A 25,410-nucleotide genomic window follows, 5' to 3' on the forward strand; every position below is an offset into this window, starting at 1 on the left:
CCCGGAGAGGGCTTTGATATGAACATCTCCAGATTCTTTGTCGACCGCCCGGTCTTTGCCGGCGTTCTTTCGGTCCTCATCCTGGTTGCCGGCCTGATCGGCCTGCGCGCGCTGCCGATTTCCGAATATCCGGAGGTCGTGCCGCCGTCGATCGTCGTGCGCGCCACCTATCCCGGCGCCAACCCGTCGGTCATCGCCGAAACGGTGGCAACGCCGCTCGAAGAGCAGATCAACGGCGTCGAAGGCATGCTCTACATGGCCAGCCAGGCGACATCGGACGGGGTGCTCAACGTCACCGTCACCTTCAAGCTCGGCACCGACCCTGACAAGGCACAGCAGCTCGTGCAGAACCGCGTTTCGCAGGCCGAACCGCGCCTGCCGGCGGAAGTCCGCGCGCTCGGCATCACGACAGTCAAGAGTTCACCCAACTTCATCATGGTGGTCAACCTCGTCTCCGACGGGGACAATCACGACATCACCTATCTTCGCAACTACGCGACCTTGAACGTCAAGGATCGTCTCGCCCGCATTGCAGGCGTCGGTCAGGTACAGGTCTTCGGCGCCGGCGACTATTCCATGCGTGTCTGGATCGACCCGCAGAAGGCCGCCGAGCACAATCTTGCCGCCAGCGACATCAGCAGTGCGATCAGCTCCCAGAACATTCAGGCCGCCGCCGGTATCATCGGCGCGTCGCCGAGCCAGCCGGGCGTGGATCTGCAGCTCAACGTGAATGCCCAGGGCCGCCTGCGCACGCCTGAGGAATTTGGCAACATCATTGTCAAGACGGGCGCCAGTGGCGAGATCACCCGCCTTCGCGATGTCGCCCGCATCGAGCTCGGTGCTGCGGATTACACCCTGCGTTCGCTGCTCGACGGCAAGCCGGCCGTCGCCGTTGCTGTCCTGCAGGCGCCGGGTTCGAACGCGATCGAGATCGCGGACAATGTGAATGCGACCATGGATCAGCTGCAGCTCGCCATGCCTGAGGGCGTCAAGTACGAGATCGTCTACGATACGACGAAATTCGTGCGGGCCTCGATCGAGAAGGTCATCGACACGCTGCTCGAAGCCATCGCGCTCGTCGTCCTCGTCGTCATCCTTTTCCTGCAGACGTGGCGCGCCTCGATCATCCCGCTGATCGCGGTTCCGGTATCGATTATCGGCACCTTCGCAGTCATGTATGTCTTCGGCTTCTCGATCAACGCGCTCAGTCTGTTCGGCCTGGTGCTCGCGATCGGTATCGTCGTTGACGACGCGATCGTGGTGGTCGAAAACGTCGAGCGTAATATCGAACATGGCCTGTCGCCACGGGCTGCCACCTACAAGGCGATGAAGGAAGTCTCCGGTCCGATCGTCGCGATCGCGCTGGTCCTCGTCGCGGTCTTCGTGCCGCTCGCTTTCATCTCCGGCCTGTCGGGTCAGTTTTATCGCCAGTTCGCGCTGACGATCGCAATCTCGACCGTCATCTCGGCCTTCAACTCGCTCACCCTGTCTCCGGCGTTGGCAGCCCTTCTCCTGAAGGGCCATGATCAGCCGAAGGACTGGCTGACGCGGTTCATGGACGCCATCTTCGGTTGGTTCTTCCGCGGCTTCAACCGTGTCTTCGGTGCGGGCTCGAATGCCTACGGCAAGGGCGTGGGTGGTCTCTTGTCGCGCAAGAGCATTGTCATGGTAATCTATCTGGCACTGGTCGGTGCGACCTACAGTCTGTTCAGCTCGGTTCCCGGCGGCTTCGTGCCGTCGCAGGACAAGCAGTATCTGATCGGCTTCGCCCAGTTGCCGGATGCCGCAAGCCTCGACCGCACGGAAGACGTCATCAAGCGCATGACCGACATCGCGCTGGCGCAGCCGGGTGTTGCCAATGCGATCGCCTTTCCGGGCCTGTCGATCAACGGCTTCACCAACTCCTCGAATGCCGGCATCGTCTTTGTGACGCTGAAGGACTTCGAGGAGCGGAAGACGCCTGATCTCTCAGGCGGCGCAATCGCCATGGCGCTGAACCAGAAGTTCGGCGTCATCCAGGATGCCTTCATCGCCATGTTCCCGCCGCCGCCGGTCAATGGTCTCGGCACGACGGGGGGCTTCAAGCTGCAGATCGAGGATCGTGCGGGCCTCGGCAACCAGGCGCTCGACGAGGCAACCAAGGCAGTGCTTGCAAAGGCTTACCAGACGCCTGAACTCGCCGGGCTGTTCTCCAGCTTCCAGATCAACGTGCCGCAGCTCTATGCCGATCTCGACCGTGCCAAGGCCGAGCAGCTTGGGGTTTCCGTCACCGACGTCTTCCAGACGCTGCAGATCTACCTCGGTTCGCTCTATGTGAACGACTTCAACGCTTTCGGCCGCACCTACAGCGTCCGCGTGCAGGCCGATGCGAAATTCCGCGCCCAGCCGGAAGATATCGGCCAGTTGAAGGTCCGCTCGGCATCGGGTGAGATGATCCCGCTTTCGGCCCTCCTGAAGGTGGAGCCGAGCACCGGTCCGGAGCGTGCGAACCGCTACAACGGCTTCCTCGCTGCCGACATCAACGGCGGTCCGGCACCGGGCTTCTCGTCCGGCCAGGCGCAGGCGGCAATCGAGAAGATTCTTCACGAGACCTTGCCTGCCGGCATCGACTTCGAATGGACGGATCTGACCTATCAGCAAATTCTCGCCGGCAATTCGAGCATCGTGGTCTTCCCCCTGGCGCTGCTGCTGGTCTTCCTGGTGCTGGCCGCCCAGTATGAAAGCCTGACGCTGCCGCTTGCGATCATCATGATCGTGCCGATGGGCGTGCTGGCCGCGCTGACCGGCGTCTGGCTCACCGGTGGAGACAACAACATCTTCACCCAGATCGGTCTCGTGGTGCTTGTCGGTCTATCAGCGAAGAACGCGATCCTTATCGTGGAATTCGCCCGCGAACTGGAGTTCGAGGGAAGAACACCGCGGGAGGCCGCGATCGAGGCCAGCCGCCTTCGCCTTCGCCCGATCCTCATGACCTCGCTCGCCTTCATCATGGGTGTCGTGCCGCTCGTCGTCTCTACAGGCGCCGGCGCGGAGATGCGCGCGGCCATGGGTGTCGCGGTCTTCTCCGGCATGATCGGCGTGACCTTCTTCGGCATCTTCATGACGCCTGTCTTCTACGTGCTGCTGCGGCGGCTGACGGGCAACCGTCCGCTCGTCCAGCACAAGCCGGACGAACACAAGGAAGAAGAGGCGGAGGTCATCCGGCTCGCGGCGGAATAAACGGAATTCAACCTTCCTTTGTCGAGTAAATCGGGCGGGAACTTCGGTTCTCGCCCGTATCGTTTTCAGAGCATGATGCCGAATGCTGTGCGCGGTTTTGGGACGACATCATCCGCATCTAAGGACACACCACAAAAATGCGTTACGTCCGTCAAAACGGTTTGCAACTGTGGGCGAGGGGACTATCAAAGACGGACAACAGTTGGGAGGACTGAATGACAGGTTCGAGAAAAGGTGATGAGGGCAGGCGGATCGCCTTTCTCGGCACCGGCCTGATGGGAGCGCCGATGGCTCGCCGGCTGCTCGGCGCGGGTTTTGCAGTCACCGTCTGGAATCGCGATCCCGGCAAGGCCGAGGCGCTTGCGGGAGATGGCGCGGTTCGCGCGGAAACACCGGCGGATGCCGTTGCAGGCGCCGATGTCGTCATCACCATGCTGACCAACGCCGAGGCAGTGAAGGACGTGTTGTTCGACCGCGGAGCGGCCGATGCGATGACGCCTGGCGTTACCGTCATCGACATGAGTTCGATTGCCCCGCATTTTGCCCGCGATCATTCGGCGAGGCTTGCCGACCGCAGCGTCGATCACGTCGATGCGCCGGTATCGGGCGGCGTCGTCGGGGCGGAGGCCGGTACGCTGGCGATTATGGCGGGCGGCGACGAAGGCGTGATCGACCGGCTTGCGGATGTCTTTGCCCCGATGGGGCGGGTGACCCGCGTCGGTCCAAGCGGGGCAGGCCAGCTCGCCAAGCTCGCCAACCAGCAGATCGTCGCGGTGACGATCGGCGCCGTCGCCGAAGCGATGATGCTGATCGAAGCGGGCGGCGGCTCGCCGGCGGCCTTCCGAGACGCCATTCGCGGCGGCTTTGCCGAGAGCCGTATCCTGGAGCTGCACGGCAAGCGCATGGTCGAACGGCAGTTTACTCCAGGCGGTTCGTCCAGCAATCAGCTGAAGGATCTGAACGCCGCCATGGAGGCGGCCAAGACCCTGTCGCTGACGCTGCCGCTGACGGCGGCGGTGCACGCCGAATTCAGCGAATTCGTCGCCAATGGCAATGGCGAAAAGGATCACAGCGCCCTGCTCCTGCATCTCGAAGAGAAGAATGCCCGGCCGGGAGGAAAGAAGTGACGGACAGCCATTCGCCGAAGCGGCGCCTGCGTTCGCAGGACTGGTTTGACAATCCCGATCATATCGACATGGCAGCGCTCTATCTCGAGCGCTTCATGAATTACGGCATCACGCCGGAAGAGCTGCGCTCCGGCAAGCCGGTCATCGGGATTGCCCAGAGCGGCAGCGATCTCACGCCCTGCAACAGGGTGCATGTCGAGCTTGCCAAGCGCGTGCGCGACGGCATTCGCGATGCCGGCGGCATTCCGATCGAGTTTCCGACGCATCCGATCTTCGAGAACTGCAAGCGCCCGACCGCCGCACTGGACCGCAATCTAGCCTATCTCGGCCTCGTCGAAATCCTCTACGGTTATCCGCTCGACGGTGTCGTGCTGACCACCGGCTGCGACAAGACCACGCCTTCGGCGATCATGGCTGCTTCGACGGTCGATATTCCGGCGATCGTGCTCTCCGGTGGGCCGATGCTTGACGGCTGGCATGAGGGAGAGCTGGCGGGCTCCGGCACGGTGATCTGGCGGATGCGGCGGAAATATGCGGCAGGCGAGATCGATCGGGAAGAGTTTCTTCAGGCGGCGCTCGATTCTGCGCCTTCCGTCGGTCACTGCAATACGATGGGTACAGCTTCAACGATGAATGCGCTGGCCGAGGCGCTCGGCCTTTCGTTGACCGGCTGCGGCGCCATTCCGGCCGCTTACCGCGAACGCGGCCAGATGGCCTACCGTACCGGGCGGCGCGCCGTCGAAATCGTGTTCGAGGATCTGAAGCCGTCGGATATCCTGACGCGCGAGGCTTTCCTGAATGCGATCCGCGCCAATTCGGCGATCGGCGGCTCGACCAACGCGYAGCCGCATCTGGCCGCGATGGCGAAGCACGCCGGCGTCGAACTCCATCCCGACGACTGGCAGGTGCATGGTTTCGATATCCCGCTGCTGGCCAATGTCCAGCCGGCCGGCGCCTATCTCGGCGAGCGCTTCCATCGCGCCGGCGGTACGCCGGCGATCATGTGGGAACTGCTGCAGGCCGGAAAGCTCGATGGCAACTGTCGTACGGTGACGGGCAGGACGATAGCCGAGAACCTACAGGGCAAGGAAGCGCGCGACCGCGAGGTCATCAAGCCGTTCGCTGAGCCGCTGAAGGAGCGGGCGGGCTTCCTCGTGCTCAAAGGCAATCTCTTCGATTTCGCGATCATGAAGATGAGTGTGGTCTCGGAGGATTTCCGCCGGCGATACCTTGAAGAACCCGGGCACGAGGGCGTCTTCAAGGGCAAAGCGGTGGTTTTCGACGGTTCCGAGGACTATCACAAGCGCATCAACGATCCCGAACTCGGCATCGACGAAAACACCATCCTCGTTATCCGGGGCGCCGGGCCGATCGGCTGGCCTGGTTCGGCTGAGGTGGTCAATATGCAGCCGCCGGATCATCTCCTGAAGCGCGGCATCCGCAGCCTGCCGACGATCGGCGACGGCCGCCAATCGGGCACGGCCGACAGTCCCTCGATCCTCAACGCCTCACCGGAAAGTGCCGCCGGCGGCGGCCTCGCCTGGCTTCGTAGCGGGGATATCATCCGCATCGACTTCAACCACGGGCGCTGCGACATGCTGGTCGATGACGCAGAGATCGAACGGCGCAAGAGCGACGGCATCCCGCCGGTGCCGGCGGATGCGACGCCGTGGCAGCAGATCTATCGCCGCTCGGTGACGCAATTGTCGGACGGCGCGGTGCTGGAGGGGGCGACGGAATTTCGTCGGATTGCGAAAAACCCGCCGCGGCACAATCATTGAACTTGAGTTGCTAAAGACTGCGAGCCCCTTGATCCAAAAGGGGAAGTCGTAACGAACAGTTCACCTAGTCACTAGTTCGGTCACTAGGACAAGGCTTCATTAATGCCGGCTTGAGACCATATTGCCGTTATACAAGCTTCTAAGGCTGGGACCGCGTTGCCAGAGAACAAAGCCACACGATCCGAACGAGAGTTTCAGGATCTTCTGCGTCGGCTCGAACTCGCTCTCGACGCATCCCAGATTGGTGTCTGGGAGCATAGCATCGAGCAGGACGGGATCTTGTGGGATGCGCAAATGCATCGTCTCTATGAGACCGGCGAGACGTATCGTCTTGTGCCGGCTTCGCTTTGGTCGAATGCCATCCATCCGGATGATCGTGAGCGGGCCGAAAGCGACTTCGAGCAGGCAATCGCGACGCGCGGCGCCTATAACTCACAATTCCGTATCGTGCTGCCGAGCGGCGAAATCCGTCATTTGCGTTCGCGCGCGCATTTCTATGTCGATGCGGAAGGTCTGCCCTCCTTCATTGGCGCCGAATGGGATGTGACTGCCGACGTAATGCTCAACGCGGAACTGGCGCGGCAGAAGGTGGTGGCCGAGGCGAGGGCGCTGGCGCTTGAGGAAAGCAATGCCCGCATCGAGCATGTCGCCGATCACGACTATCTCACCGGCTTGCCGAACCGGCGCCTTCTCGACAAGCGGCTGGCGGAGCTGCCGGCCGACAAGAGCATCACGACGCTCGCGGTGCTGCATCTCGACCTCGACCAGTTCAAGCAGATCAACGACAGCCACGGTCATGCGGCAGGCGACGCAGTGCTCAGGGCAGCAGCCCTTCGAATCACCGCTGCCATTCCTGCAAATGGCATGGTCGCCCGCGTCGGCGGCGATGAATTCGTCATCGTGCTGGTCAATTTTACCGATCTCACTGAGCTGAGGCTGATCACCGAGGATGTCCAGCGACGGCTGCGGAAGAAAATCCGTTTCGGCCAGGAGATGCTGCAATCCGGCGCCTCGATCGGCGTTTCCTGGAGCGGTGATCGGCGGGCGCGCAACCTGCTGGCCGAATCCGACCTGGCGCTCTACCAGGCCAAGAAGCTCGGACGGAACCGCGTCGAATTTTTCACGCGGCAATTGCAGGAGGATCTGCGCTCCAAGCGTCGCCTCGCCGAAGAGCTGAAGCTCGGGCTGGAGCGCGGCGAGATCCTTCCCTATTATCAGGTGCAGCTCGACGCCCGGACGCGGGAAGTCATCGGCTTCGAGGCGTTGGCGCGCTGGAAACATCCCGAGAAGGGCGTGCTCGCCCCAGGGGTATTCCTGAAAATCGCCGACGAGCACGGACTTGCGGCGGAGATCGACGCGGCGATCCTCAAAAGCGCTCTCGAAGACCGGCTATTCTGGCTGTTGCGCGGCCTTGCGGTTCCGCGCATCGCTGTCAATATTTCCGCCTCGCGGCTTGCCGATCCGGCGTTGCTCGACAAGCTGAGGAAACTCGACATCCCGCCTGGCGTGATCGTCTTCGAACTGGTTGAGACGATTTTCCTCGACGACAGCGACGAAAAACTGCTCGATCATATCGGCGATATCAAACAGATGGGCATCGACATCGAGATCGACGACTTCGGATCGGGCCATGCCTCGCTCATCGGTCTCGTCAAGCTGCGGCCGAAGAGGCTGAAGATCGACCGGCAGCTCGTCACCGAGGTCGTCAACTCGGCCGAGCAGCGGCGCGTGGTGGGTTCGATCGTGGAAATCGCCAAGGCGCTTGATGTCGAGGTGATCGCCGAGGGCATCGAGACCGAGGCGCATGCCGTCGTGCTGGCGCAGCTCGGCTGCGACGGCCTGCAGGGTTATGCGTTCGGTTATCCCGCACCGGCGGCAGATACAGACCGTCTTTTCTCATCGATGGCGAGCGGGATCGAAAAGCAGAAGACCGCGATGGGCGGCTGAACGGTCGGTGATCCGTTCGCGGGCGACCGTGGTGGCCGCCGTTTTCAACGGCGCCTTGAGGAGATTTCGGCCGAAATGCTGTCCTCGCCATTCAACTTGGCAGGTGATATCTTTTCGGAGCGGCGTTTTATTTGCATCGGCAGGAAGATAATTGGCGCACAAGTAATTTTCTTGAGCTTGCAACGGCATTGTTTCATGGTAATTCGGAAACGAAGATTTCTGCATTGCATCGAAAAATGATTATACGCGTCGTCAAGTCCATGAGCGCGGCTCTCCATCATTCGCAGGTGCAATCGGGGAACTGGGACCTGACAATTGCTTTGCCTTTGCCGGGATGGACTTGCGGGACATTCAATCTAGGAAAGTCGCATGAATTCGGAATTTGCCGTTCGTTCGATGCGGCCCGGCGAACTGGAACTCGTGCTCGAATGGGCGCGTCAGGAGGGCTGGAACCCGGGCCTTGACGATTCGCTTGCGTTCCTCGAGGCCGATCCGTCAGGATTTTTCGTCGRCTCGATCGGTGAAGTCCCCGTCGGTTCGATCTCGGTCGTCAAATATGGCGAGAGTTTCGCCTTCCTGGGCCTCTACATCGTCCATCCCGATTTCCGCGGCAAGGGTTACGGCAAGGCGATCTGGGAGGCGGGCATCGCCAGCGCGGGAGACCGCACGATCGGTCTCGACGGTGTCGCCGCACAGCAGGACAACTACCGCAAGGCCGGCTTCGAACCCGCCTATTCCACCATTCGCTACGGCGGGGTCGCCAGCTCCCTGCCAGTCTCGACGCTTGTCGCGCAGTCGGCACTGGATTCACGTCTCGAAGGCCTGCAGCGCTATGATTCGACGATCTTTCCGCAGCCGCGGGATGCCTTCCTCACCTCCTGGTGCACCGGCCGCAAGGGCCGCCGTTCGGCGGTGGTGCGCAAGAGCGGTAAGATCCGCGGCTACGGCACGATCCGCCGCTGTTACGAGGGCTACAAGATCGGCCCGCTCTTTGCCAATGATGCCGATAGCGCCGCGGCGTTGCTTGCCGAATTGATCCCGGAGGCGAAGGGGGCCGCGGTCTTCATCGACATTCCCACGGCGAACCACGAGGCAGTCGCGCTTGCCGAAGGCCTCGGCCTTCAACCGGTGTTCGAGACGACGCGCATGTATCGCGGGCCGGCGCCGGCCATCCCGCTGAAGCACGTCTTCGGCGTGACAACGTTGGAACTCGGTTAGGCTCTAATCCATAGGTGAGGCGGGCACGGTCTGTGCCGACGCTTTCGGACGGCCCTTTTCGGCGATCGCGATGCCGCCCAAGGTGAGCACCAGCGCGATCACATGGAAGGACTGCAGCCTCTCCCCGATCAGGGCGACGGAGAGCAGCGTTCCGAACACCGGCACGAGATTGATGAAGAGGCCGGCCCGGTTGGCGCCGATTGCGACGACGCCCTTGATATACAGGATCTGCGCAACCAGCGACGGGAAGATCGCCGTGTAGAGAGTGATGACCCAGCCGGCCTGGTCCGGCCACTGCGCAGCGCCGCGGCCGACCTCCCAGAGGAGCAGCGGCAGCGAGGTCAGCATCGCGCCGAGCGCCGGGACCGCCATTAGAGTGCGCCAGTCGAGCGGCGGCTTCCAGCGCAGGAAGATCGTGTAGACCGAATAGGCGGCAATGGCGATCAGCATCAGCCCGTCGCCGCGGTTGAGGCCTAGTTGCAGCAGCGTTGAGAGGTCACCATGCGCGGCGGTCAAAGCGACGCCGATCAGCGTCATGCCGAAGCCGAGACATTGCGCCAGCGAGATGCCGGTGCGGAAGAACATGAAATTCAGCAGGAAGATCAGCATCGGGATGCCGGCCTGCTCAATGGCAACGTTGATCGCCGTCGTGTATTGCACGGCCGAATATAGCATGGCGTTGAAAAGGGTGTAGCCGATGACGCCGTAGAAGAGGAGCAGCGGCAGGTTCTTCCTGACCACCGGCCAGTCCTTCCGCAATTGCGGTACTGAAATCACAGCGATCACCGCCACGGCGAGGAACCAGCGCAGGAAGGTCAGCATCATCGGGCTGATATGCCCAAGCGCGAGTTTGCCGGCGACGGAGTTGCCGCCCCAGCAAAGGGTGGCGATAACGAGGCAGATATAGGCCGTGGCTTGCAAGAGCGTTCTTCCCGTCTTTCCGCGATCGCCGTGCGGCGTTTTGTGAGGGGAAATAGCCTGTCGGCTGCTGATTTGTCACGTAAAAAGCCCAATCTACTGTGACAACAGGGTCGCTTTCCAAAAAACAAAGCTTTATAGATGCGCGGGTTTGAGCAGGTGCGCGGTTCCGCGCCGGTAACAGGAAGAGTTGGATGACGAACGTAGTCGTGGTCGGTTCGCAATGGGGTGACGAAGGCAAGGGCAAGATTGTCGACTGGCTTTCGGAGCGTGCAGATATTGTCGTGCGCTTTCAGGGCGGACACAATGCCGGCCACACGCTCGTCATCGACGGCACCAGCTACAAGCTCTCGCTGCTGCCGTCCGGCGTCGTGCGTCCCGGCAAGATGGCGGTGATCGGCAACGGCGTCGTCGTCGATCCGCATGCGCTGATCGCCGAGATCGAAAAGCTCGCCGGTCAGGGTGTGACGATCACGCCCGAAAATCTGCGTATCGCCGACAATGCGACGCTCATCCTGTCGCTGCACCGCGAGCTCGACGCGATGCGCGAGGATGCGGCATCGAACAGCGGCACCAAGATCGGCACGACGCGCCGCGGCATCGGCCCGGCCTATGAAGACAAGGTCGGCCGTCGCGCCATCCGCGTCATGGATCTTGCCGATCTCGATAGTCTTTCCGGCAAGGTCGACCGTATTCTGACGCATCACAACGCGCTTCGCCGCGGCCTCGGTGTCGCCGAAGTCAGCCACCAGGCGATCATGGACGAACTGACCTCGATCGCTGATCGGGTACTGCCTTTCCGTGATACGGTCTGGCTTTTCCTCGACAAGGAGCGTCGCAAGGGCTCCCGCATCCTCTTCGAAGGCGCGCAGGGCAGCCTGCTCGACATCGATCACGGCACCTATCCCTTCGTCACCTCATCGAACACGGTGGCCGGTCAGGCCGCCGCCGGTTCAGGCATGGGGCCCGGCTCGCTCGGCTATATCCTCGGCATCACCAAGGCCTATACGACACGCGTCGGCGAAGGCCCGTTCCCGACCGAGCTGAAGGACGCGATCGGTGAGTTCCTTGGCGAAAAAGGTCATGAGTTCGGCGTGGTGACCGGACGCAAGCGGCGCTGCGGCTGGTTCGACGCTGCTCTCGTGCGCCAATCGATTGCCACCAATGGCATCACGGGCATCGCGCTCACCAAGCTCGACGTGCTCGACGGTCTCGAGGAATTGAAGATCTGCGTTGGCTATATGCTCGACGGCGAACAGATTGATCATCTTCCGGCAAGCCAGGGAGCGCAAGCTAGGGTCGAACCGATCTACATCACGCTGGAAGGCTGGAAGGAATCGACCGTCGGCGCCCGCAGTTGGGCGGATCTGCCGGCACAGGCGATCAAGTATGTTCGTCAGGTCGAAGAGCTGATCGGGGCGCCTGTCGCGCTCCTGTCAACCAGCCCGGAGCGGGATGATACGATACTTGTGACCGATCCGTTTGAGGATTAAGCTCACGGGTCACTGTGGAGGATGGTTCGGTAGGGTACCGGACTTCTTGAGAAAGTACTGATGGCGGATTTTATTGCAGTCATTCGGCGGGCCGTTGACGGCTTGGCTGAAAATACCCCCGAGATGCGGGTGAAAGTCTACGAACGTGCCCGCGGCGCAGTGCAGCGGCAGCTCGAGAATATGAAGCCGCGTCCGCCGGAAGCCATGCTGCAACGCCAGCTCGAAAAGCTCGAGGCCGCCATCCGCGAGGTGGAAGGCGAACACTCCGAGGCGCTGCCGCTCGATGAGCCGGTCGCCGCTGTCGCCGCGCTGGAATCCGCGGAAGAGCAAACTCTTCACGACGAAAGCGAACCGGCGCCTGCGCCGGAGACTGCTGTCGAGGAGCCGGTTGACGAAGCCTATCCGGAACCGCAGGCGGCCGAGGCCGCCGACGAGCCCGATCACGTGGAAGCCGCCGCGCCAGAGGACGCTGAGGAAGAGGTCGCTGCCCAGGAGCCCCTTTCCGCGGAAGAACCTGTTCCCGCCGAAATCCCTGTTGCCGCCGAGACAGCGGTTTCGCCGGAGACATCCGGTCCCGCCGAGACATATTGGCATCCCTCGCATGAAGAGGAAGCGCCAGCCGAGGAATGGCATGCTAGCGAGGCGCGCGACGTCGCTGCCGAAGACGTGTCGGCCGAACATGACGGCTGGGAGCCGCCTGCCGCGCATCGCAGCGAGCAAGCCGACGAAGACCGTGCCGACGAGCAGCATCCCCTGGAAGCCGACGAGATCGCGGCCGAGCCGGTGGCGGTGGACAACGAGGAGCCGGAGGCCGAGGAGGCTTACGAGCCCGTCGAGCCGTTGCCGCCGACCACCCGCGGCATAGACCATGCATCCAACCGGCTGGTGGAGCCGGTCGCCGATTTCGATCGTCAGCAGGAATTCGTCGAGCACAGCCGCGAGGAGCCGTTGCAGGCGGATGCTGCGGCGCATTTCGACCCGGTCTGGGCCGAGCCCGTTGCCCAAACGCCGGCTCCGCCGCCCAAGGATGCGGAGACCGAATGGGCGGAAGAGGAACTCAGGCAATATTCGCAGGCGGCGCCGGTCACCGCGGATGCCTCGGCGCGCGCCTTCGAAGAGGTGATATCAAGCCTCGAAAATGCGGCCCCCGCGGCCGTCATGCCGGCCGCCAAGGAAAGTTTCTCCTGGGAGACAGCCGCCTTCGACGATCTGCCGCCGATCGAGGCCGGCAGCAATAAGAAGGCGCCGGTTGCCTCTCATTTCGACGATGTCGATATCTTCGCGGAAGTGCACAACGGTAAGCCCGCGGCTGCTAGCGGCGCGCCGAGCGAGGACTGGCGCGAGGCGAAGGCGCTACGCGGCTACGACCGCCGCGGCTCGGTCGCCGCTGATGACGATGACGCCAATCCGTCGATGGATATCGATCAGATCGTTGCCTCCAAGCTGCAGGGCAAGAGTTTCCGTATGGAGCCGAAGCGTCGCCGCTTCGGCATCGGTACCGTGATCACGCTCATCTTCGCACTCATCCTGATTGGTGGCGGCGCCTATGCCGGCTGGATGAACAGAGAGGCGCTGGTGGCGATGGTCGACGGGCTCGTCAGCTCGGCACCGTCGCAGGCGACCAAGAACGAGGCGGCAACACCGCCGGCTAGCTCGGCGACGCCTGCCCAGCCGGGCGCGGTGACGCCAGCCCAGCCGACCACACCAGGAGCGCAGAATACCCCAGCGACGCCGGCGCAGCCGAACCCGCAGGTAGCGTCAATGAACAATGACGGCGCTGCGGCCAATTCGAAATTCACCCAACGGCTGCTGACCGATGGGACCGAGGTCGACAGTGGACCGGCGACTGTGCCGGGAACACCGACCGCGGAAGGAAAATCGGTCGCCGAACAGAATGTCGCGGCAGCAGATACGCCGCCTGCCAGCGCGCAGGGCGATGTGGCACCTGCCGAAACGCCGACGCCAAACGGCCCGGTGGCATCGCCGCAGCAGACCCCACCCGTCGGTTCGTCGGAAAAGATGTTCCTTTATGAGGAGCGTATCGGCCAGAGTTCGCCGACGGCGATCGAGGGATCGGTCGTCTGGACCGTGCAGCACGAGGCCGGCCAGGACGGCCGGCAGGAGGCGACGGTACAGGGCAACGTCACCGTTCCCGAACGCAATCTTTCGGCTCTCGTCACCTTCAAGCGCAATTCCGATCCGTCGCTGCCGGCAAGCCATCTCGTGGAGATCGTATTCTCGGTGCCGCCGAATTTCGAAGGCGGCAGCATCGACAGCGTCCAGCGCATCTCGATGAAGCGCACGGAGCAGGACCGCGGCGACGCGCTGATCGCGGTTCCGGCCAAGATCACCGACGATTTCCATATGATCGCGCTCAACGATTACCCTGATGCGCGCAAGGCCAATCTCGACCTGATGTCGACCCGCAACTGGATCGATATTCCGATCACCTACCGCAACGGCCGCCGCGCGCTGCTGACGATGGAAAAGGGCGGTACGGGAACGGACGCCTTCAATACCGCGATCAAGGAATGGACCGCGCTCGGGGATGTGTCGACGAGTCAGTGAGGGTTTCTTCAGCAACGCCAGCATTCCGGACCTTTGGGGTGGCGCTGAGACTGCGGTACAAAAGTGAATGAAAATGAAAAGGCGGGCCGCAAGGGACCCGCCTTCTTCAATTGTATCGCGCGGCAGGCTTATGCCGTGGCTTCGACGACGCGGACGGCCTTGGCGCGTTCCAGGGCTTCCTTGCGGACCGCGTCCTGCACCTTTTCGAAGGCGCGGACCTCGATCTGGCGCACGCGTTCGCGGCTGATGTCGAATTCGGTCGAAAGGTCTTCCAGGGTCACTGGATCCTCGGCGAGACGGCGAGCCTCGAAGATGCGGCGTTCGCGCTCGTTCAGCACGCTCATCGCTTTCGCCAGCATGCGCCGGCGGGTGTCGAGCTCATCCTGTTCGATCAGCACGTCTTCCTGGCTGTCATGGTCGTCCACCAGCCAATCCTGCCATTGGCCGCTGTCACCTTCGGCTGCCTTGATCGGTGCGTTCAGCGAGGCGTCGCCGGAGAGGCGGCGGTTCATCGAAATGACCTCCTCCTCCGAGACGTTCAGCTTGGTGGCAATTTCCGAGACGTGCTCCGGCTTCAGGTCGCCGTCATCGATTGCCTGGATGCGGCCCTTCAGCCGGCGCAGGTTGAAGAACAGGCGCTTCTGGTTGGCGGTCGTGCCCATCTTCACCAGCGACCACGAGCGCAGGATATATTCCTGGATCGAGGCCTTGATCCACCACATGGCATAGGTGGCGAGGCGGAAGCCGCGCTCGGCATCGAATTTCTTGACGGCCTGCATCAGGCCGACATTGCCCTCGGAGACGACTTCGCCGATCGGCAGGCCGTAGCCGCGATAACCCATCGCGATCTTCGCGACGAGGCGAAGATGGCTGGTGACGAGCTTGTGGGCGGCGTCCCGGTCACCATGCTCGGCATAACGCTTGGCGAGCATGTATTCCTGCTGCGGCTCCAGCATCGGGAACTTGCGGATTTCGTCGAGGTAACGATTGAGACCGGCTTCACCGGCGGTAATGGACGGCAAGGTATTTCGGGCCATAGTGCACCCTCCTAAAGTGAATTCCGGTTCCCGATGGAAAACGCGTCCTCGCGTTAAAAAGGCAAACCGGGACGTGCGGCTCTCTCCGAGCCCGCACTAAGTCAATATACAGATAAGTGTGGCGAAACGGCGGTTCAAGGTGCCGCTCACGCAGCTGTGAGTTGGAAGGCCGGCATTCAGAGCCGCCTTTATCGCCGCAGCGCCTCGACCAATTCGACCATATCATCCGGCAGCGGCACCTCGAAATGCATGATTTCGCCGGTGCGGGGATGCTCGAATTGCAGCATGAAGGCATGCAGCGCCTGGCGGCCGAAACCATTGACAACCTTGCGGATCTCTTCGGGCAGAAGATTGGCCTTGGTCTTGAAGCCGGCGCCGTAAACCGTATCGCCGAGCAGCGGATGGCCGATATGGGCCATGTGGACACGGATCTGGTGGGTGCGGCCGGTTTCGAGGCGGCACTCGACCAGCGAGGCGAACGCGGTCGCGTCCGGCTTCTCATGGAAGCGCTCGATCACCTGGTAATGCGTGATCGCCTCGTCGGCGTCCTGACTGTCGGGGCGTTTGACGGCGCGGCGCGTGCGGTCGCCGGTGGCGCGGCCAAGCGGCGCGTCGACTGTGCCCGACAGCGTGCGGGGTCGGCCCCAGACGACTGCCTGGTAGGCCCGCTCCAGCGGCATGGTGCGGCCATGGTCGGCAAATTGCAGCGAGAGGTGGCGATGGGCAATGTCGTTCTTGGCGACGACCATGACGCCTGTCGTGTCCTTGTCGAGACGGTGGACGATGCCGGGGCGGCGCACACCGCCGATGCCTGAGAGCGTATCGCTGCAATGGTGGATCAGCGCGTTGACCAGCGTCCCCGTCCAGTTGCCGGGGCCGGGATGGACGACGAGGCCGGAAGGCTTGGAAATGACGATGACGTCGTCGTCCTCATGGAGGATATCAAGCGGGATGTCCTCGCCCTGCGGCGTCGGGTCTTCCGGCTCGGGCAGCGTGATCTCGAAACTATCGCCGGTGCGCACCTTGCGTTGCGGGTCGGTGACGGGTTGGCCGCGCAGAAAAACCTGGCCATCCTTGATCAGCGTCTTGATGCGGCTGCGCGAAAATTCCTCACCGACCTGCGCCGTCAGCCAGGCGTCGAGCCGGCCTTCGGCGCTTTCATCGGCGGTCAGGACTTTTCTATTGCCGGCGGCTTGTTTAAAGGGGTCGCTCAAGACGCTTCTTCTCCGACGTATTTTTTAGAACGGGACGCACAGATGACAGCAATCGAGCCAGACGACCAGGAAGAGAAGCCCCTTGATCCGGCGATGGAAAGTGTCCGGCGCAAGATGGTCCGCCTGCAGATCGTTTCCGGCGCCATCATGTTCGTGAGCCTTATGGCGGTCTTCGGCGCGGTTGTCTACAAGGCGATGCACAGCGAGCCGAAGGAGACGGCGTCCACTGTTGCCGCCTCCGGCGTGCCTTCGGATGCGCCGCTTGCGGCAACCGTTTCCCTGCCGCTTGGCTTCAAGGTGCAGTCCACATCGTTTTCGGCCGGGCAGATCCTGTTCTACGGCGAAACGGTCGAGGGCAAGAGTAAGGCGCTGGTCTACGATCTCAGGACCGGCCGCACCGTCGCCGACGTCACCGTCGCGGGCAATTGAGGCCGGCATGGCCGCCGTCCCGATCGACATCGACAGCGCCGACGATCCGCGCGTCGCCGAATTCCGCGAAATTCGCGAGCGCGACCTGACGGGCCGAGAGAAGCGCTTCATCGCCGAAGGCACCGTCGTGCTGCGCACGCTCGCCGAGGCACATGCGGCCGGCCGCGGCTTTATCGCCGAGAAGATCCTGCTGCTGCGCAACCGCGTCGAGGGCGTCCGGCCCATCCTGGAGCGGTTTCCGGCCGATGTGCCGGTCTATGTCGCCGGGGCTGATGTGCTCGACGGCGTCGTCGGTTTCCATCTGCATCGCGGCGTTCTCGCGCTCGGCCGGCGGGAGGATCGCGGGGAAGCTGCCCTTCTCGACGCGCTGCCGGAGCAGGCGCTGGTGCTCGTCGGTTGCGGCATTTCCAATCACGACAATGCCGGCTCGATGTTTCGCAATGCGGCTGCCTTCCGGGCCGATGCGGTGCTGCTCGACGAAACCTCCTGTGATCCACTCTACCGCAAGGCGCTGCGTGTCTCGGTCGGTTCGGTGCTGGGCGTTGCGCACCGTCGCGGCGGCAAGGCGCTGGATGTGCTTCTGGCGCTTGCCGAACGGGGCTTTGCCATCTGGACGCTTTCGCCGCACGGCAAGACCGATATCCGCGCCATTCCGGCCTCGACGCGTATGGCGCTCGTCGTCGGCACCGAAGGCGAGGGGTTGCCGGAGGCGCTGCTTGCGCGGTTCCAGAGCGCGCGCATTCCACAGTCGGAGGAACTCGACAGCCTCAACGCCGCGACGGCGACGGGGATCGCACTGTTTTCCATGGCCTCGGCGATGGGCCGGATCTAACGCATGCCTTCTCAAATCGAAATCGATTTTCAGGGTTCTGCGCCAATTCAAAAATGATGGCGCGCCATGCGTCCTATCGGACGCGCGCCGCGTTAAGGCGTCAGCGCGGGGGATCGGCGATGATCGCGGCCGCCCTGTCGGCAAGGCTGACGCGATCGTTCGGGTTCCTTTCCGCAGCATCCAACAGCAGTGTGCGGATCGGCGAGGAGGGACCTTCGTTGAGTGCGGTCAGCGCCACCATATTGGCGGCGATCGAGGCGATCTCCTCGCGGATCGCGCCATCGCGCCCGGTTGAGGCCTTTGCCTTTTGCAAGCGCTCAGCAAGGGCGACACTGCGGGTGCGGACATCTTCGCCGATCTCAGCTGTGACGACGGCGGTGTCGAGTTCGGCTGCGGTCGTGTCTTCGGCGGTCATTTCCGCCGGCAACTCCGCCACCATCCCGGCAAGGCCGGCGTCGCGCAACACCCGGTTGACCTTGCGGATTTCGGCGTTGGCGGCCTTCAACTGCTCCTTCAACTTGGCGATCTCCTGCTGGCGGCGCGCGACCAGGGTTTCCTTTTCGGTGGCGGTAGCGCTCTCGCGCGCGGCCTTATCCTCCAGACGGATCACCATATGCTGCTGCTGCGTCAGTTTCTGTTCGGCATCCTTGGCGCGCTTCTGCAGCAGGCTGACGTCCTGGCGCAGCGTGTCGCGTTCGTCGCGCAGTGCGTTGACCCGGAATTTCAGGCTCTCCGCCTCGGTCTCGCGCGCGGCCAGGTCGATCCTCAGCCCATCGGCCTGTTCACCGAGCTTGCTCAGGCGCGTCCTCATCGTCGCCAGTTCGCTTCCCTTGTTGACAGCGGACTGCTCGGCAATATGCAGGTTGGTCTTCAACTGGCTGATATAGTTCTCGTCCTTGCGCAGATGCGAGCGCTGGTCGGCCGCCTCGACATGCATCTCGCCGATCTGCGCCTGCAAATCGCCGATCTCGGCGGCAAGCCTGCCGGCGTCGACGGCGAGGGCGTCGTGGCGAAGCTGGAACGACAGGGATTTCTCGCGCTCACGCAGAAGGTCCTGGGTGGTGCGGGCGTTTTCGGCGGCATAAAGCGCGCGCACCATGTCTTTCTGGGCGCGAACCTCTTGTGGGCTCAGCGGCATCGTCGCTTTCAGCCGGTTCTCTGTATACCAGACAATACGGCGGTGAACGGCCGGCGAGACCAGAAAGACGAGGAAGGCCGCGGTCAGGAAGCCCAATCCGAACAAAAGAGCATATTCGATCACGGCGCGGCCATCGGTAAGAAGGTTGATACGGGTCAGCCGCGATGATTAAGCAGGCATGACGCCCATGGCAAGGCCGCCGGTGGGGACGGCGGCACATTCCGGCGGCTTTGCGGCCTCAGAAGGGGTTCCAGGTCGGCGCCTGGGTGATCTTGAGATAGCCGACGTTGACGCCGAGGCGGGCACCGACGCCGGTGCGGATCGGCACGACCAGCACATCGTTGTTCTTGAGCAGCGTCATGCCGAAGCCGGCGATCACATAGGCCGAGCCGCTGACGCCGCCGAAGCGGGCATAGATGCCGTTGATGGAGGGCAGGTCGTAGACCAGCATCATCACGCGCGAGCCCTGGCCGCCGTAATCGAGGCCGAGCGAGGGTCCCTGCCAGTAGAGATTATGTTCGCCAGCGTTCTTGGTGTTCAGCTGGCCTTCGCCATAGGTAAGGCCGGCGATGAAGGCGCCGCCGCCTTCTTGTCCGAGGATATAGCCGTTCGGCAGGCCGTATTTCTGGAAGGCACTCTCGACGACCTTGGCAAGTCCGCCGCTGGCGGAACCGAAGAAGGAGTGGCCGGCGTCAACGATTTCCTGCATCGTGTACTGGCCGTTGTCCTGGGCAGCGGCCGGTGCGGCAACCATCAGCGAGGAGAAGACGAGGGCCGAAAGCAACCTGCAGAAGCCGATGAATCGGTGCGGAAATCGAGGGCGCATTGTGTCATCCGTTCGTCGTTTGGCTAGGAGCGGGCAACCGCTCGCGGCGATTGGTGCATTTTGCGCCGATGATCTTAACAATCGGTTTACCAAATATGGTGTCATTATGGCATCGAGTACGATCGCAAACTTCGCGCAATTTTGATGAAGTATATTCCGGGCGCAATGAAATTGCCGCCCCTCAGGAGACGATGATGTCCAAGAACCCCAATCTCACCCTGTCCGGCCCGGATCTGGCCGCGCTTCTTTGCAGCCGCGTTTGCCACGATGTCATCTCGCCCGTCGGCGCGATCAATAACGGGCTGGAACTGCTGGACGAGGGCGGCGCCGATTCCGATGCGATGGACCTGATCCGCACCAGCGCCCTCAACGCGTCCGTCCGCCTGAAATTCGCACGCCTCGCCTTTGGTGCGTCGGGCTCCGTCGGCGCCTCGATCGACACGGGCGAGGCCGAACGCGCTGCCAAGGATTTTGCCGTCGCCGAGAAGAAGACGGAGGTGATCTGGAACGGACCGCGCGCCATCGTCGCCAAGAATCGTGTCAAGCTGCTGCTCAACCTCTTCCTCGTTGCCTATTCTGCCATTCCGCGCGGCGGTGTACTCGAGGTAACGCTCGAAAATCCCGAATTCGATGCCAGGTTCAAGCTCACGGCCAAAGGCAAACTGATGCGCTTGCCGCCGAAATTCGTCGAGATATCGACCGGCAACATCGAGGAGGCGATCGACGCCCATTCGATCCAGCCCTATTACACAGTACTTCTGGCGCAAGAGTGCGGAATGACGCTCGATCACAGCGCCAGCGCAGACGAACTGGTGTTCACGGCAGTGGCCGCGGTGGCCTGATTTCGGAGCGCGGACGCGTGTCGGCGCCCGTCCGGTAACGATTCGTTAGCCTGATGGACCTATTCTCCAGGGTTGTAAGAGGCCTCTTGCTGCGACGAATGCGGGGGCAAAGGAGCGGCCATGCAAAGGTTCATGATCACCGATAATTCGGACATCGTCCGCAAGGTCGGCAAGCGCATTCTCTCCGAACTCGATTTTCTCGTCAGCGAAGCCTCCAATGCCGGCGAGGCGCTGCAGCGCTGCCAGGCGGAGCTGCCGGAATATCTGATCGTCGATTCCGGCATGGAAGGCGCCCTCGATCTCATCGCCGCCATCCGCGCAATGGACGGCGGCAAAGAGGTCAAGATCTATTACTGCGTCGTCGAGGCGGATCTGAAGAAGCTGATGGCGGGCAAACGGGCCGGTGCGACCGACTTCCTGCTGAAGCCGTTCGATCGCAAGATCCTGACCGCGGTTTTCGGAAACCGCGCGATCGCCGCCTGACGCAGATCTTCCGCTCATATCGGTTGTCCCTCGAGCATCATGCCGAAAGTGCAAGTGCGTTCGGCCGTCGCCACGTCCTATTTTTTCTTAAACGAGACACGGAGGATCAGGCCTATCCAGCCTGAAATCTTCCGTCAGGGTGGCTTCTTATTTGCCCAGGGCAGAAACGAAAAATCCCGCCGGAAAGGCGGGATCTTCGTTTATCCGATAAGGGGGATCGGAAAAAATCAGGCGGTTTCTGCGTATTCGGCCCCATCCGGTTCGCGAAGAACGTAACCACGGCCCCAGACGGTCTCGATATAGTTGGCGCCGCCGGCAGCGTTGGCGAGCTTCTTGCGGAGCTTGCAGATGAAGACGTCGATGATCTTCAGTTCCGGCTCGTCCATGCCGCCGTAAAGGTGGTTCAGGAACATTTCCTTGGTGAGGGTGGTGCCCTTGCGGAGCGAAAGCAGCTCCAGCATCTGATATTCTTTGCCCGTCAGGTGGACGCGCTGGCCGCCGACTTCGACAGTCTTGGCGTCGAGGTTGACGATCAACTCGCCGGTCATGATGACCGACTGGGCATGGCCCTTGGAGCGGCGGACGATGGCGTGGATGCGAGCGACGAGCTCGTCCTTGTGGAACGGCTTGGTCATGTAGTCGTCGGCGCCGAAGCCGAGGCCACGAACCTTGTCTTCGATGCCGGCCATGCCCGACAGGATGAGGATCGGCGTCTTGACCTTGGACAACCGGAGAGTGCGAAGCACTTCATATCCGGACATGTCGGGCAGGTTCAGATCGAGAAGGATGATGTCATAATCATACAGCTTGCCCAGATCGACGCCTTCTTCACCGAGATCGGTGGTATAAACATTAAAACTCTCTGATTTCAGCATCAACTCGATGCTCTGCGCCGTCGCGCTGTCATCCTCGATTAGAAGTACCCGCATAATTATCCCCTTTACCGCCGCCGAAAGGTGGTCTGGCCCCCTACACGATACCGAACACGCTACGTGATTTGGAAGCTGCCACGAAATGGTTAACAAATTCTAATTCACTCTGGCAAGGAGTATCGAATTTATTAAATAATTTTTCCATTTCTCTGTTTTCCAATAGGAATCTCAAAAAGACGTTCCTCAACTTTAACATTAGGAAACAGCGCTAAGTGATTCATCCGACTCGCCAATGAAAAGGTTCGAACTTCATGCCGTGGCATTTACCGACCCTTAAATCATAGGGCCTATCATTAACGATGCCCGTAAACGAAAGGTTACCAGCGGTAGGTATTTGTTAATATCGCAGGAAATTTTTTAGCAAACCGTGTCAAAGCGGCGCGCAGGGCGGTTTCAAGTTGAGCCGGGGTCTCGCATCACGGGAGTAATGCGTATGAAGTCGCGAGAAAGTCTCGTTCGCCTGAAGGAATTTCAGGTGAACGAAAAACGACGTCAGTTGCAGCAATTGCAAATGATGATGTCTGAATTCGAACGGATGACGAAGGATCTGGAGAGCCAGATCGTCGTCGAGGAAAAGAAGTCCGGTATTTCCGACCCGAATCACTTTGCTTATCCGACCTTCGCCAAGGCCGCGCGTCAGCGGGCCGATAACCTGCAGGTTTCGATCAAGGAACTGAAGACGCAGGAAGAGACGCTGGAAATGGCGCTCGAGGAGATGCAGGCGGAATATGCAAGGGCGACGGCGCTGGAAGAGCGTGACAGCGGCGCCCGAGCAAGGGCGTAAGAGAAAAACGGTGGGCGCCGGTTTCGGCGCCTGGGATCGCCGCTGAGAAGCCATGTATGACGGGCGCGCTGTCCGTCATACATGGCTTTTGGTGTTTTCGCCTCTCGGCGTCAGCGCCTCGGTGCAGCTCTCGCCGAAATCGAGGCTGTCACGCCGAAGGCGATTGAAGAAGCTACCTCCAAAGCGGGTCACGTCGAGCGTGGTTCACGCGACGCGAGTCATGCCTTTTTATGCGCCGCCCCAAACCTGCAGCCTGTCTTTGAGCGACGCGCATTAGAGCACCGTGCGTCCTTTCGGACGCGCAAAGGACGCTCCAACTCTTTCAATCCGCGCATCGTGCTTTCTGACAACCGATTCCGATTTTCGGGCAGATGCGCTAGTTCACGACATCCTTCCATTCCGGATGGCGTTGCGCCTGCGCCTTGAAGAAGGGGCAAAGCGGGATGATCTTCCATCCGCCGGTGCGGGCTGCTTCCACGGCGTGGAGCGCCAATGCCTGGCCTACACCCTTGCCGCGCAACGCATCGGGAACGGCCGTGTGATCGATGATGATGAGCTTCGGCGATGTGCGTGAATAGGTCATCTCCGCCTCGTGCCCGTCCACCTCGGCCGCATACCGGCCGCCGGAGGCGCCTTCCTCGTTTCGAATGTCCATTGTCTTTCCTCGTAACGGATAGTGTCGTCGCGGACCGTGACATGGCGGCGCGGTCGTGCCAAGCCGTGGAGGCAGGACAGGCAGGAGACGGAGTGTTCATGCAAAATATCGGATCGATACGAGGTTCAGGGCAATGAAGGCGCTTTCGATGATTCGCCCCGTGCTTCTCGTGGCCGCGCCGTTCTTCCTGGCGCTCGGTCTCGTGTTACCGCTGGTCCGTTTCGAGACGCTGTATTTCTTCGACGAGACGCCGTCCCTCATCGAAATCATCGTCTCGCTCTGGCAAGGCGGGGACGGGCTGCTGGCGGCGATCGTTGCACTGGTTTCGATCCTGCTCCCGTCTCTAAAGATGATCGGGATCGCCGCAGAAGCGACGGCCACCGGCGTTGGGGCCGGCAGCCTCTTCTATCGTCGTGTCGTACCGCATCTGTCCAAGTGGTCGATGATGGACGTGCTGCTGGTCGCGATCGTCATTGCGGCGGCGAAGACGACGGGGCTGGCGGATGCCTTCACGCAGCCAGGCCTCTGGTGCTATGCGGCCTCGTCAATGATTTCGGGCCTTCTTCATTCCCTGATGGGAGATGCGTCCGGCCCGAAATAGATGTCGTCGATGCTGGCGGGTGATCAGTGACGATATTGCTGAATGCGCGTGGTGCGCAGGCCGGCGAGACCGTGGCTGTTGATCGACGACTGCCAGGAGAGGAATTCTTCGACCGTGAGCGTATAACGCTCGCAGGCCTCTTCCAAGCTCAACAAGCCACCGCGAACAGCCGCGACAACCTCTGCCTTCCGGCGAATCACCCAGCGCCGCGTATTGGGCGGCGGAAGATCCGCGATCGTCAGGGGGCTGCCATCGGGGCCGATGACATATTTTACTCGGGGACGTATCATTTCGGTCATTGGACTCTCTACACAACGCAAGACCACGAACCCCACTCTAGCCTGCCACATTTAAAAATTGCCTAAACCCATCGTAAGACTTTGATAACAAATTTAGATGCCCTCGGGCCGCGGATTTGGGGGCGGCCGCCTGCCGCTACGTCAATTTGTAGCGCCTGCATGGGAGCCATGCGGAATAAAGATTAGCTGATTTCCCGGGATGATCTTCTAAGCGCTGCAACAAAGGAATGAGCGCAAGACTTCGACTCCGCTCTTCCCGCTGCATCAGTCCAGTTTGCGCTTTTGACGCTTCGTGTCCTCGGGATGCGGGGCAGAAATCCGTCTCTGCTGATGCTACGGCGCGAGCTTCTCGCCGCCGGCAGCGAGGCCGAGCCGAAGTTGGCCTTACGAGGATACGAAGATGGAAAGACCTGAGCGCGCAGTCGACGACTGCGCTGAGGATGCTGCATTTTCGCCTTCGAAGGCCGTGGGCGCCGGGGCTTCGTTTAACGACGGCAAGGAACGGCTCGGGGAGATGGCGAAGCTTGCGGGCTTCGATTTTTATCTGCTCTCGGTTTTCCCGCGCGGYGACCGTACGGCTTTCATCGAAAACCGGCTGATCAGGAACTGGCCGCTAAGCCTGGTCGGCTTTTACGAGGCCGCCGATCTCTTCTATTGCAGCAGACTGGTGACCGCGATGAAGCGGACGATCGTGCCGATCTTCTGCAAAGAGGGGTCGTTTGCGGGCAGCGCCGCCAATCAGGAAAACCGCAGACTCAACACGCTCTTTCAGCTGCACGGGCTGAAGAATACCTTCGCCTTCGCGCTGCATGACGCTGACCTGAAACAATACATCTTCGCCTTCTCAGGCGACTGTCCTATGCCCACGCGGGAGCAGGCGATGGCGCTGCTTTACGGCTGCATGGAGCTTCTGGACAAGGTTTCGCGCAATGGCAACCCGGAAACGGTCCGTCGGAGACGCTCACCCGGCGCGAAATCGAATGCCTGCGACGCCGCCTGATTCCTTAAATCGGAATCGACTTAAGGAATCAGGCGGCAATTCAAAGTGCTACAGCGTCCTTTGCGCG

23 protein-coding genes are annotated in these 25,410 nt (G+C 61.7%); 14 read left to right on the plus strand and 9 right to left on the minus strand.

Going from position 1 to position 25,410, the window contains the following annotated elements; all coding sequences use genetic code 11:
- Nucleotides 1-18 precede the first annotated feature (18 nt).
- From AC1D1Z_RS10500 to AC1D1Z_RS10515, 4 genes are all read left to right on the plus strand, one after another.
- Nucleotides 19-3,219 (plus strand): efflux RND transporter permease subunit, encoded by a 3,201-nt coding sequence (locus AC1D1Z_RS10500; RefSeq protein ID WP_018446903.1) that lies wholly within the window; start codon nt 19-21, stop codon nt 3,217-3,219.
- Nucleotides 3,220-3,434: 215 nt separating this feature from the next.
- Nucleotides 3,435-4,346 carry an NAD(P)-dependent oxidoreductase gene (locus AC1D1Z_RS10505; RefSeq protein ID WP_130652954.1) on the plus strand — a complete coding sequence of 304 codons (912 nt, stop codon included), beginning with the start codon at nt 3,435-3,437 and terminating at the stop codon, nt 4,344-4,346.
- A complete protein-coding gene (locus AC1D1Z_RS10510; protein ID WP_477850430.1) occupies nt 4,343-6,127 on the plus strand; it encodes an IlvD/Edd family dehydratase in 1,785 nt (594 codons plus the stop codon). Before AC1D1Z_RS10505 ends, AC1D1Z_RS10510 begins: the two co-directional genes overlap by 4 nt.
- 129 nt (nt 6,128-6,256) lie before the next feature.
- A complete protein-coding gene (locus AC1D1Z_RS10515; protein ID WP_130652952.1) occupies nt 6,257-8,074 on the plus strand; it encodes a putative bifunctional diguanylate cyclase/phosphodiesterase in 1,818 nt (605 codons plus the stop codon).
- Here AC1D1Z_RS10515 and AC1D1Z_RS10520 read toward each other — a convergent pair.
- On the minus strand, nt 8,024-8,299 hold the full coding sequence (locus tag AC1D1Z_RS10520) for a hypothetical protein (RefSeq protein ID WP_446951132.1): 276 nt from the start codon (nt 8,297-8,299) through the stop codon (nt 8,024-8,026). The genes AC1D1Z_RS10515 and AC1D1Z_RS10520 overlap by 51 nt on opposite strands.
- Nucleotides 8,300-8,443: 144 nt before the next feature.
- On the opposite strand from AC1D1Z_RS10520, the gene AC1D1Z_RS10525 reads away from it, so the two are divergent.
- Entirely contained in the window at nt 8,444-9,292 is an 849-nt protein-coding gene (locus AC1D1Z_RS10525; RefSeq protein ID WP_477850433.1) for a GNAT family N-acetyltransferase, read from the plus strand.
- Nucleotides 9,293-9,295: 3 nt separating this feature from the next.
- Here the strand turns inward: AC1D1Z_RS10525 and AC1D1Z_RS10530 are convergent, their stop codons facing one another.
- Nucleotides 9,296-10,213: a DMT family transporter gene (locus tag AC1D1Z_RS10530; RefSeq protein ID WP_018243321.1), complete on the minus strand. Its 918-nt coding sequence runs from the start codon at nt 10,211-10,213 to the stop codon at nt 9,296-9,298.
- A gap of 191 nt (nt 10,214-10,404) precedes the next feature.
- Here AC1D1Z_RS10530 and AC1D1Z_RS10535 point away from each other — a divergent pair, with 191 nt between their 5' ends.
- Together AC1D1Z_RS10535 and AC1D1Z_RS10540 are read left to right on the plus strand one after the other, a co-directional pair.
- The gene (locus AC1D1Z_RS10535; RefSeq protein ID WP_018243320.1) at nt 10,405-11,703 is read left to right on the plus strand and encodes an adenylosuccinate synthase; all 1,299 of its coding nucleotides are present in this window, start codon (nt 10,405-10,407) and stop codon (nt 11,701-11,703) included.
- A 60-nt stretch (nt 11,704-11,763) separates the two neighbouring features.
- A complete protein-coding gene (locus AC1D1Z_RS10540; RefSeq protein ID WP_130652949.1) occupies nt 11,764-14,271 on the plus strand; it encodes a hypothetical protein in 2,508 nt (835 codons plus the stop codon).
- A 128-nt stretch (nt 14,272-14,399) separates the two neighbouring features.
- Here the strand turns inward: AC1D1Z_RS10540 and rpoH are convergent, their stop codons facing one another.
- Nucleotides 14,400-15,308 (minus strand): RNA polymerase sigma factor RpoH, encoded by a 909-nt coding sequence (gene rpoH / locus AC1D1Z_RS10545; protein WP_018243318.1) that lies wholly within the window; start codon nt 15,306-15,308, stop codon nt 14,400-14,402.
- Nucleotides 15,309-15,496: 188 nt separating this feature from the next.
- Complete coding sequence (locus AC1D1Z_RS10550; protein WP_018446896.1) at nt 15,497-16,522, minus strand: RluA family pseudouridine synthase; 1,026 nt, start codon at nt 16,520-16,522, stop codon at nt 15,497-15,499.
- 42 nt (nt 16,523-16,564) lie between these two features.
- Between AC1D1Z_RS10550 and AC1D1Z_RS10555 the strand changes: the two genes are divergently transcribed.
- Both AC1D1Z_RS10555 and AC1D1Z_RS10560 read left to right on the plus strand, forming a co-directional pair.
- The gene (locus AC1D1Z_RS10555) at nt 16,565-16,951 is read left to right on the plus strand and encodes a hypothetical protein (protein ID WP_018243316.1); all 387 of its coding nucleotides are present in this window, start codon (nt 16,565-16,567) and stop codon (nt 16,949-16,951) included.
- 7 nt (nt 16,952-16,958) lie between these two features.
- Nucleotides 16,959-17,783 carry a TrmH family RNA methyltransferase gene (locus tag AC1D1Z_RS10560; RefSeq protein WP_130652948.1) on the plus strand — a complete coding sequence of 275 codons (825 nt, stop codon included), beginning with the start codon at nt 16,959-16,961 and terminating at the stop codon, nt 17,781-17,783.
- Between the two features lie 100 nt (nt 17,784-17,883).
- Here AC1D1Z_RS10560 and AC1D1Z_RS10565 read toward each other — a convergent pair whose 3' ends face one another.
- The gene (locus tag AC1D1Z_RS10565; protein ID WP_130652947.1) at nt 17,884-19,044 is read right to left on the minus strand and encodes a coiled-coil domain-containing protein; all 1,161 of its coding nucleotides are present in this window, start codon (nt 19,042-19,044) and stop codon (nt 17,884-17,886) included.
- Nucleotides 19,045-19,159: 115 nt separating this feature from the next.
- Complete coding sequence (locus AC1D1Z_RS10570) at nt 19,160-19,747, minus strand: DUF1134 domain-containing protein (RefSeq protein ID WP_028733268.1); 588 nt, start codon at nt 19,745-19,747, stop codon at nt 19,160-19,162.
- A gap of 194 nt (nt 19,748-19,941) precedes the next feature.
- Between AC1D1Z_RS10570 and chpT the strand changes: the two genes are divergently transcribed.
- Nucleotides 19,942-20,589 (plus strand): histidine phosphotransferase ChpT, encoded by a 648-nt coding sequence (gene chpT / locus AC1D1Z_RS10575; RefSeq protein WP_112904771.1) that lies wholly within the window; start codon nt 19,942-19,944, stop codon nt 20,587-20,589.
- A 120-nt stretch (nt 20,590-20,709) separates the two neighbouring features.
- Nucleotides 20,710-21,072, plus strand: a complete 363-nt coding sequence (locus tag AC1D1Z_RS10580) for a response regulator (RefSeq protein ID WP_010069020.1) — start codon at nt 20,710-20,712, stop codon at nt 21,070-21,072.
- A gap of 227 nt (nt 21,073-21,299) precedes the next feature.
- On the opposite strand, the gene ctrA is transcribed toward AC1D1Z_RS10580, so the two are convergent.
- Complete coding sequence (gene ctrA / locus AC1D1Z_RS10585) at nt 21,300-22,001, minus strand: response regulator transcription factor CtrA (protein ID WP_003542362.1); 702 nt, start codon at nt 21,999-22,001, stop codon at nt 21,300-21,302.
- A gap of 436 nt (nt 22,002-22,437) precedes the next feature.
- Here ctrA and AC1D1Z_RS10590 point away from each other — a divergent pair, with 436 nt between their 5' ends.
- Nucleotides 22,438-22,788, plus strand: a complete 351-nt coding sequence (locus AC1D1Z_RS10590; protein ID WP_007630691.1) for a hypothetical protein — start codon at nt 22,438-22,440, stop codon at nt 22,786-22,788.
- A gap of 376 nt (nt 22,789-23,164) precedes the next feature.
- Here AC1D1Z_RS10590 and AC1D1Z_RS10595 read toward each other — a convergent pair whose 3' ends face one another.
- On the minus strand, nt 23,165-23,443 hold the full coding sequence (locus tag AC1D1Z_RS10595; RefSeq protein ID WP_130652946.1) for a GNAT family N-acetyltransferase: 279 nt from the start codon (nt 23,441-23,443) through the stop codon (nt 23,165-23,167).
- A gap of 55 nt (nt 23,444-23,498) precedes the next feature.
- Here AC1D1Z_RS10595 and AC1D1Z_RS10600 point away from each other — a divergent pair, with 55 nt between their 5' ends.
- On the plus strand, nt 23,499-24,044 hold the full coding sequence (locus tag AC1D1Z_RS10600) for a paraquat-inducible protein A (protein WP_197728262.1): 546 nt from the start codon (nt 23,499-23,501) through the stop codon (nt 24,042-24,044).
- A 23-nt stretch (nt 24,045-24,067) separates the two neighbouring features.
- On the opposite strand, the gene sciP is transcribed toward AC1D1Z_RS10600, so the two are convergent.
- Nucleotides 24,068-24,343, minus strand: a complete 276-nt coding sequence (gene sciP / locus AC1D1Z_RS10605; RefSeq protein ID WP_007533628.1) for a CtrA inhibitor SciP — start codon at nt 24,341-24,343, stop codon at nt 24,068-24,070.
- A gap of 400 nt (nt 24,344-24,743) precedes the next feature.
- Here sciP and AC1D1Z_RS10610 point away from each other — a divergent pair, with 400 nt between their 5' ends.
- Nucleotides 24,744-25,343 carry an autoinducer binding domain-containing protein gene (locus AC1D1Z_RS10610; protein ID WP_376766706.1) on the plus strand — a complete coding sequence of 200 codons (600 nt, stop codon included), beginning with the start codon at nt 24,744-24,746 and terminating at the stop codon, nt 25,341-25,343.
- Nucleotides 25,344-25,410 lie beyond the last annotated feature (67 nt).

This window comes from Rhizobium sp. P1_E1 (assembly GCF_056406015.1).

Bases quoted from the DNA above. Each gene is read 5' to 3' on its own strand.
- AC1D1Z_RS10560 (WP_130652948.1), top strand. From the start codon at position 16,959: ATGGCCGCCGTCCCGATCGACATCGACAGCGCCGACGATCCGCGCGTC.
- AC1D1Z_RS10580 (WP_010069020.1), top strand. From the start codon at position 20,710: ATGCAAAGGTTCATGATCACCGATAATTCGGACATCGTCCGCAAGGTC.
- AC1D1Z_RS10590 (WP_007630691.1), top strand. From the start codon at position 22,438: ATGAAGTCGCGAGAAAGTCTCGTTCGCCTGAAGGAATTTCAGGTGAAC.
- chpT (WP_112904771.1), top strand. From the start codon at position 19,942: ATGTCCAAGAACCCCAATCTCACCCTGTCCGGCCCGGATCTGGCCGCG.
- AC1D1Z_RS10500 (WP_018446903.1), top strand. From the start codon at position 19: ATGAACATCTCCAGATTCTTTGTCGACCGCCCGGTCTTTGCCGGCGTT.
- ctrA (WP_003542362.1), bottom strand. From the start codon at position 22,001: ATGCGGGTACTTCTAATCGAGGATGACAGCGCGACGGCGCAGAGCATC.
- AC1D1Z_RS10595 (WP_130652946.1), bottom strand. From the start codon at position 23,443: ATGGACATTCGAAACGAGGAAGGCGCCTCCGGCGGCCGGTATGCGGCC.
- rpoH (WP_018243318.1), bottom strand. From the start codon at position 15,308: ATGGCCCGAAATACCTTGCCGTCCATTACCGCCGGTGAAGCCGGTCTC.
- AC1D1Z_RS10570 (WP_028733268.1), bottom strand. From the start codon at position 19,747: ATGCGCCCTCGATTTCCGCACCGATTCATCGGCTTCTGCAGGTTGCTT.
- sciP (WP_007533628.1), bottom strand. From the start codon at position 24,343: ATGACCGAAATGATACGTCCCCGAGTAAAATATGTCATCGGCCCCGAT.
- AC1D1Z_RS10520 (WP_446951132.1), bottom strand. From the start codon at position 8,299: ATGCAGAAATCTTCGTTTCCGAATTACCATGAAACAATGCCGTTGCAA.
- AC1D1Z_RS10535 (WP_018243320.1), top strand. From the start codon at position 10,405: ATGACGAACGTAGTCGTGGTCGGTTCGCAATGGGGTGACGAAGGCAAG.
- AC1D1Z_RS10540 (WP_130652949.1), top strand. From the start codon at position 11,764: ATGGCGGATTTTATTGCAGTCATTCGGCGGGCCGTTGACGGCTTGGCT.
- AC1D1Z_RS10505 (WP_130652954.1), top strand. From the start codon at position 3,435: ATGACAGGTTCGAGAAAAGGTGATGAGGGCAGGCGGATCGCCTTTCTC.
- AC1D1Z_RS10555 (WP_018243316.1), top strand. From the start codon at position 16,565: ATGACAGCAATCGAGCCAGACGACCAGGAAGAGAAGCCCCTTGATCCG.